The following is a 6,644-nucleotide window of genomic DNA, read 5'->3' as shown; positions in this document are numbered from 1 at the left end:
CTTCCGCCCGGGCGCCGCGGGCGGTGGCGCGGGCGTCGGCCCGGAGGCGGGCGCGGTGGAGGAGGTCTCGGTCATCGCGCGGCGGCTCCGCTCCTCGTCCGGTCGTCGGACAGCGCCCACCACGCGGCCAGGCCCAGCACGACCGCCGTCATGACGGTCGCCGATCCGCCGATGTCCGCGTAGGCGAAGTCGAGGACCTGCCAGACGAGCAGTCCGACGGCGGCGAGTCCGCACCCGGCGTCGAGCCCGCGGCGCGGCGCGGCACGCAGTCCGCGCAGTCCGAGGACCAGCAGCGCGGCCAGGCTCCCCGCGAGTGCGGTGAGGCCGACCAGTCCCTGTTCGCTGAGGACCAGCAGGTACATGTTGTGCGGGGAGAGCAGCGGCTCGCGCCGGAAGGCCTCGCCCGCACCGCCGGTGTCGCTCCCGGAGGACAGGGCGACGGAGGCGTGGCTGTCGCGGTGGGCGGGGAAGCCTTTGGGGCCGACGCCGGTGACGGGGTGTTCGCGCCAGATGCCCAGCGCCGCGTCCCACAGCGCGTAGCGGTCGGTGACCGAGCGGTCGGGGGCGACGGTGACCCGGCCGATGGTGCCGACGCGTTCGGCGACGAGCTGGGAGCCGACCCCGAGGCCGCCGACCAGCACCACGCCCGCCGCGGCGAGCGCCAGCAGCACGGCGAGGGCCCGCCGGACCCCGCTGAGCAGCAGCATGACCCCGCAGGCCAGGGCGGTCGCGATCCAGGCGCCGCGGCTGAAGGACAGGGTGAGCGGCACCGACAGCGCGGCGGCGCAGGCGAGGGCGACGCCGCGCTGCCCGCGGCCGGGGCGCGGGTCGAGGGCCAGGGCGACGGCGACGACGATCCCGTAGGAGACGAGGGTCGCCATCCCCATGACGTCCTGCGGGCCGAAGGTGCCGACGGCACGGATGTCCTGCCCCATGTAGGAGGCGCCGGTGCGGGTGAGGAACTGCCTGACGCCGATCGCGCCCTGGGCCAGGGCGAGGGCGACCACGGCCCAGGCGAGCAGCCGGAAGTCCCGCGGGCCGCGCAGCGTCAGCATCACGGCGGCCGGTACGAGGACGAAGACCTGGAGGTGCCGGCAGAGGCCGACCAGCGCGGTGTCCGCCTCGGCCGCGGCGAGTGCGGCGACGGCGAAGCCGGCCACCGGCGCGCCGAGGATCAGCGCGGCCCGGCCGGTGAGCGGGCGGGCGCGTTCTCGCAGCAGCCGTACGGCGCACCAGACGACCAGGGCGGCGGAGGCGGCGTCGGTGAGGGTCGCCGGGCCCTCGCCCAGGGCGACGGGCGGCGCGGCGAGCAGGACGAGGACGGCCAGCGCGGGTGCCTGCGGCGCCGCGTAGCGCAGCCGGCGCGGCAGGATGGCGGCCCGGGCGAGCGCGGGCAGGACGGCGGCCACCGTCAGCTCCCTCCGAGGCGGAACACGGAGGCCGCGGTGCGCAGCATGACGCACAGGTCCTGCCACGGCGACCAGGTGTCGATGTAGTGGTTGTCGAAGCGGACCCGGTCCTCGATGGAGGTGTCCCCGCGCAGCCCGTGGACCTGTGCGAAGCCGGTCATTCCGGCGGGCATCCGGTGCCTGGCGGCGTAGTCCGGGTACTCCTCGCCGAACCGGGCGACGAAGTAGGGGCGTTCGGGCCGCGGGCCGACCAGGCTCATGTCGCCGCGCAGCACGTTCCACAGCTGCGGCAGTTCGTCGAGCGAGGTGCGGCGCAGGAACCGTCCGACGGGGCTGATGCGGTCGTCGTCGGCGACGCTCCACCGGGTGGCGGACTCGAGGGCGTCGGAGGGCCGCAGCGAGCGGAACTTCAGCAGGACGAAGGGGTGTCCGCCGCGGCCGACGCGTTCCTGGTGGAAGATGACGCCGGGTCCGTCACAGAGCCGTACGGCGGCGGCGCACAGCAGCAGCACGGGGCTGAGGACGAGCAGGGCGAGACCGGACAGAAGGATGTCGAGGCCGCGTTTGGCGGCCCTGCGGGTGCCGCGCTCTCCGGGGGCGGGGTCGATCCGCAGGCAGGCGTAGCCCCACAGGTGGTCGCCCATGGCGCCACCCGGCCGGTGTGTGCCGACGGCCCAGAGCGCGCACTTGTAGGCCCCGAAGAGGCGGACCAGGTCCGGGTCGGGCAGCGGTTCGGCGAAGACGACGGCCCGAACGGTGTTCTGGATGACGGCCCGGTGAATGTCCTCCGCGGAGGTGAGCACGGGCAGCGGGACGTCCTTCGGTGTGTCCTCGTACTGCCCGCGTACCAGTCCGACGGGCCGCATCCCGTACTCGCCGCGGGCGGACAGCGCGGCGACGATCCCCCGTGCGGCCGGCCCGGCGCCGACCACCAGCGTCGACCGCGGGTGCCTGGCCGCCGCCCGGGCCCGCAGCGCGTGCACGAGGGCGCGTCCGGCGCAGGCGAGCAGGGCATGCCCGGCGATGGCCGCGAGCAGTGCCGCCCAGGCGAGCGGCCGCGCGGGGGCCGCCGCCGCGGCGGCCGCGCACCAGACGAGCGCGGCCCGGCCGAGCAGCACGGGCAACTCGTCGAGTGCGAGGGGCCGCAGCCCCGGACGGTAGAGCCCGGCCTGCGCGTTGAGCAGAGCCGCGCCGCCGAGCAGGGCGGCGAGCAGGTGCGGGGGCAGCGGCGCGAGCGTGCCGGACGCGAGTGCGGCGGCGCCGACGTCGGCGGCCAGCAGCGGTGCGGCGGGGCGGCCGCGGACGGGCGGCGCCGGGCGCGGCCGCGGCGCCGGCCGGGTGGAGGGTACGCCGCGCGGCGGGGCGATCGGCAGGACGGGCCGCGGCTGCTCGGCGGTGCCGAGCGCCCGGGGCGCGCTGGTGCGGTCCATGGTCATCGGCTGGTGCGCTCCCTGCAGTCGGCCTGCGGTCCGCCGAGTAGCTCGCGGTACAGGTTCGCCACGGCGTCCGCCGTGTGCCGCACGTCGTACACGGCGGACGCGTGCCCCTGCGCCTCGCGGCCCAGTGTGTCGCGCAGGGCCGGGTCCCGGAGCAGCCGCAGGACGGCGGCGGCCAGTGCGCCGGGCTCCTCCCGCTCGACCAGGCAGTGGGTCTCGTGTCCCGGCGGCAGGCTCTCGCGGGCCCCGTCGGTGTCGGTGACGACGACGGGGCGGCCGCAGGCCATGGCCTCCAGCGGAGCCAGCGCCATGCCCTCCCAGCGGGAGGGCAGGACGACCACGTCGGCGGCGCGGTACCAGGGCGCGGTGTCCTCGGCCTCTCCCGCGAAGATCACGGAGGGCCGGGCGGCGGTGCGCAGCGCCCCGTGGTCCGGACCGTCCCCGACGAGGACCAGCCGGGCGTCGGGAACGTGCGGGGCGACGGTGGCCCAGGCGCGCAGCAGCACGTCCTGGCCCTTCTGCCGGCACAGCCGTCCGACGCACAGCACCAGCGGGGTGCCGGGCGGCAGGTCCCGCAGGGGCGCCAGGCTCGCGCGCGCCCGGTCGGCGGGCCCGGGCCGGTAGTGGTCGAGGTCGATGCCGTTGCGGACCACGGCCCAGCGGGCGACGATTCCCGACCTCTCGCCCCTGCGGCGCTCCGCGTCACTGACGCAGATCACCCGGTCGGACCAGCGGGCGGCATGCCGCTCCCAGCGCCGGGCGAAGGCCGCGACGGGGCCTTCGACGGCCTCGAAGGACCAGGCGTGCGGCTGGAAGACGGTCGGGATCCGGCCGCGTACGGCGAGCCGGCCCGCGAGTCCGGCCTTGGCGCTGTGCGCGTGCAGCACATCGGGCCGAAGCCCGCGCACCAGTTCGCGTACATGTGCGGTCTCCTTGACCAGCAGCGGACCGGGGGCGCGTACCGCCCGCCATGGGTGGACGCGGGCGCCGTGCCGGGCCGCCGCGGGTGCCAGGGGTCCGTCGGAGGGGCAGGCCACGGCGACCCGCATGCCGGCCATCACCTGGGCGCGCACCAGTCCTTCGACGATCCGGCCGACGCCCCCGTCGGCCGGCTGGGTCAGGTGAAGGACCGTCAGACCGCCGGACTCGGTCAACGTCTCACGTCGGTCTGGGTGAAGAGCGCCCCGAGGTGGTAGCCCTCACCCCTGGTGCCGAAGCGGAGCGAGAGGCTGGTGCCGCCGGATGCGAGCGCCGGCCCCAGGTCCATCACGTCGGAGTCGTATCCGAGTGTGTTGGCGTGGGCGGGTTCACGGTTTCCGGTGAATCCGCCCGCACCCGCGATGGAGGAATTCATCACGTCGTTCCCGGGACTTGCGGAATCGGCGATGTCCCTGGCCGCGTTCCGGTCCGCGAACACCTGCGCGTAATCGCCGCCCAGACCTCGGTCCCCGTCGTAGGAGACGAATCCCGCCTGGCCCTTCGCATTGCGCGGCATGGCCATTCCGTCGAGTTGCACGGTCACCGGGGCCCGGTTCTTCAGAACGGCCCGGAATCCGTCCCAGAGGGTCAGCACGCGGCGCGGCGCGTTCGGGTCCTCATAGGCCACGACCAGCGTCCAGCCGCCCCAGGAACCGACCTTGGAGTGGCCCATCGCCACGTTGACCTGGGCAACGGTGTAGAGGCCCGAGCCGCTGTCCCGGACCAGCCGGGTGACGTCGGCCGAGGCATGGAAGGCGTCGGTGCCGGTGGCGGTGCGGTGGCCGATGAGGGTGTCGGAGAGCACTTCCTTGTATCGTCCGCCGGGTTCGGCGATCAGCACGCGGCCGTTGTCCTGGGGCGGCTTCTGCTCGCCCACCCGCAGGTTCCCGCCCCAGTACAGCCGGGCGTAGGTCACCCGGGCACCCTGCGGCAGCCGGACCTCGGCCCGGCTGGAGTTGTAGGTGTTCGGGTCGTCGTCGACGTCCGTGTAGAACATGCGGTAGTCGCCGTTGGAGGCCGTGCCGCCGTGCTGCGCGTCGGCGCAGGAGGGGGCCGGGCGCACCGGCCCGTCGACGCAGGTGATGGAGGAGTTCGCGGCGCGCACGATGCCGCCGTGCTGCACCGCGCGGTAGCGCTGCTTGAAGGGGATCTGCGCGGCCTCTTCGCGTACCGGAGCGGCGGCGGGCAGCGGCGGCGCGGCCGGCAGCGCGGCGGGGTCGGCGGCGACCGGTACGGCCGCGACGGTCGGCAGGGCGGAAAGCGCGAACGACGACAGCGCGATCAGCAAGCCGCGCCTCATCGCAGGCCCCATTGACTTCTGCATGACTCGCCCTCTTTTTCGGAACACCTGAGCAGGATCGGCTGACGGGGTCAACCGGATGAGAAACTGACAGATGACGAGTTGAAAATCACGTGAGACGCGCGGTGTGACGATCTTCAGGACCAATTGCGCTATAGACGCCAGTCTTTCGGGGCATTCCCGCGGACACCGGTGATCCGGTCCCCGGTCCGGGGGCTCGTTCACGGGACCATCCGGGACGAGAGGGCGCGTTCGGCCGGCACACGCTGGCGCCGGCAGGAATACGCCACATGGAAACCTGAAAGGACTTCGTGAGATGAAGCGGATCGTCAAGACCGCGGCCGTGGCCGCCTCGAGCGCCGCCCTCCTGCTGTTCGGCGCGGGCGCCGCCGCGGCGGGCGACGACCTGGGCCCGTACGACTTCGGCCCGCACTTCTCCGGCGCGTACGCCGTGGGCGTCGCCGCGGGTTCCCCGGGCTTCCTGTCCGGCAACCTGATCCAGATCCCGGTACACGAGCAGACCAACGTGTGCGGCAACAGCGTCGGCGGCTTCCACCTGCTGAATCCCTCGTTCGGCAACGCCTGCGTCAACGGCTGACCGCGCCGGGCCGCCCGCGGCGGCGGCCCGCGGCGGCCCTGCGGCCGCCCTCCCCCGCGCCGGGGGAGGGCGGCTCCCTGCTGTCCGGGCGGCGACGGTTGCCGCGCCACGCGGTGCGGGCAGGCGGGTCGCGGCCGGCCGGGTGGTACGGGGAGGGCGGGGAGTCACCGGAAGTCGGCGGAAGTCCCGTGCACTCGCCGGGAGTTGCCGGAAGGGCCCGCGAGAGGCCGCGAGGGCGCCGCACCCGAACGGACGCACACCGTGACCGAGCGGTTGCGCAGCGCGATCACAACTTCGAATGTGGGCGAAGGACCAAGGACAACCGGTCCCCTTCGTCCCCTGAAAGGAACCCCCATGCGTGCCCACATATCTCGTCGTGTCGTCCCGGCCGTCGTGACCGCGGCGCTGGTCTTCGGAGGCGTCGGCACGGCGGTCGCCGTCGTGAACCAGGCCCCCGAGCGCCCGGCCTCCGCCACCGTCGGCGCCGAGCGTCTGCTGGGCCGGGCCGCGGCCGCCGACAGCGGCGCCGCGGTCGCCCCGCTCCTGGACGCGGTGCGCGAGGCACTCGAGGCGAGGGAGGACGGTCCGCTCACCCGGCAGGAGGCGGCCGAGCACTCCGAGGCCCTCGACAGCGCCATGGCGGACGTGCGGGCCTCGGCACAGGCTCAGGCGCGGGCCGGCGACCGGGCGGCGGCGGTCGGCCTCGACGAGGCGATCGCGGAGCTCCAGGCGGCCGTGACCGAGCTGGTGGACTCGCTGACCAGGCTGGACCTGGTCGCCGTGGTCGCGGCGGTGCAGCGGGTCGTGGCGGCGGTCGTCGACCTGGTGGCCGCGATCAACGACGAGATCCTGCCCACTCCGACCCCGACCCCGACCCCGACAGTGACAGTGACCGTGACGGCCCCCCAGCCGTAGCACGGACG

At 74.9% G+C, this 6,644-nt stretch carries 6 protein-coding genes; 2 read left to right on the top strand and 4 right to left on the bottom strand.

Annotated features, from left to right (window positions below):
- Nucleotides 1–71 precede the first annotated feature (71 nt).
- Genes GUY61_RS08210 through GUY61_RS08195 form a run of 4 tightly spaced genes read right to left on the bottom strand, consistent with a single transcriptional unit; the run spans nt 72 to nt 5,123 of the window.
- A complete protein-coding gene (locus GUY61_RS08210) occupies nt 72–1,409 on the bottom strand; it encodes an O-antigen ligase family protein (RefSeq protein ID WP_313896571.1) in 1,338 nt (445 codons plus the stop codon).
- A gap of 2 nt (nt 1,410–1,411) precedes the next feature.
- Complete coding sequence (locus GUY61_RS08205) at nt 1,412–2,845, bottom strand: exopolysaccharide biosynthesis polyprenyl glycosylphosphotransferase (protein ID WP_208105712.1); 1,434 nt, start codon at nt 2,843–2,845, stop codon at nt 1,412–1,414.
- Nucleotides 2,842–3,999: a glycosyltransferase gene (locus GUY61_RS08200; RefSeq protein ID WP_166629402.1), complete on the bottom strand. Its 1,158-nt coding sequence runs from the start codon at nt 3,997–3,999 to the stop codon at nt 2,842–2,844. Before GUY61_RS08200 ends, GUY61_RS08205 begins: the two co-directional genes overlap by 4 nt.
- Nucleotides 3,996–5,123: a DUF3344 domain-containing protein gene (locus tag GUY61_RS08195; protein ID WP_243766270.1), complete on the bottom strand. Its 1,128-nt coding sequence runs from the start codon at nt 5,121–5,123 to the stop codon at nt 3,996–3,998. Before GUY61_RS08195 ends, GUY61_RS08200 begins: the two co-directional genes overlap by 4 nt.
- Nucleotides 5,124–5,439: 316 nt before the next feature.
- Between GUY61_RS08195 and GUY61_RS08190 the strand changes: the two genes are divergently transcribed.
- Together GUY61_RS08190 and GUY61_RS08185 are read left to right on the top strand one after the other, a co-directional pair.
- On the top strand, nt 5,440–5,721 hold the full coding sequence (locus GUY61_RS08190) for a chaplin (protein ID WP_166629400.1): 282 nt from the start codon (nt 5,440–5,442) through the stop codon (nt 5,719–5,721).
- 354 nt (nt 5,722–6,075) lie between these two features.
- Entirely contained in the window at nt 6,076–6,636 is a 561-nt protein-coding gene (locus GUY61_RS08185; RefSeq protein WP_166629399.1) for a hypothetical protein, read from the top strand.
- The last annotated feature ends 8 nt before the right edge of the window (nt 6,637–6,644 follow it).

Source organism: Streptomyces sp. GC420 (assembly GCF_009916105.1).
In the GTDB taxonomy this organism is placed as follows: Bacteria; Actinomycetota; Actinomycetes; order Streptomycetales; family Streptomycetaceae; genus Streptomyces.
Note: the sequence above shows the minus strand (reverse complement) of the source record. Positions and strands in the feature narration are given on the sequence as shown.

Bases quoted from the DNA above. Each gene is read 5' to 3' on its own strand.
- GUY61_RS08205 (WP_208105712.1), bottom strand. From the start codon at position 2,845: ATGACCATGGACCGCACCAGCGCGCCCCGGGCGCTCGGCACCGCCGAG.
- GUY61_RS08195 (WP_243766270.1), bottom strand. From the start codon at position 5,123: ATGAGGCGCGGCTTGCTGATCGCGCTGTCGTCGTTCGCGCTTTCCGCC.
- GUY61_RS08190 (WP_166629400.1), top strand. From the start codon at position 5,440: ATGAAGCGGATCGTCAAGACCGCGGCCGTGGCCGCCTCGAGCGCCGCC.
- GUY61_RS08185 (WP_166629399.1), top strand. From the start codon at position 6,076: ATGCGTGCCCACATATCTCGTCGTGTCGTCCCGGCCGTCGTGACCGCG.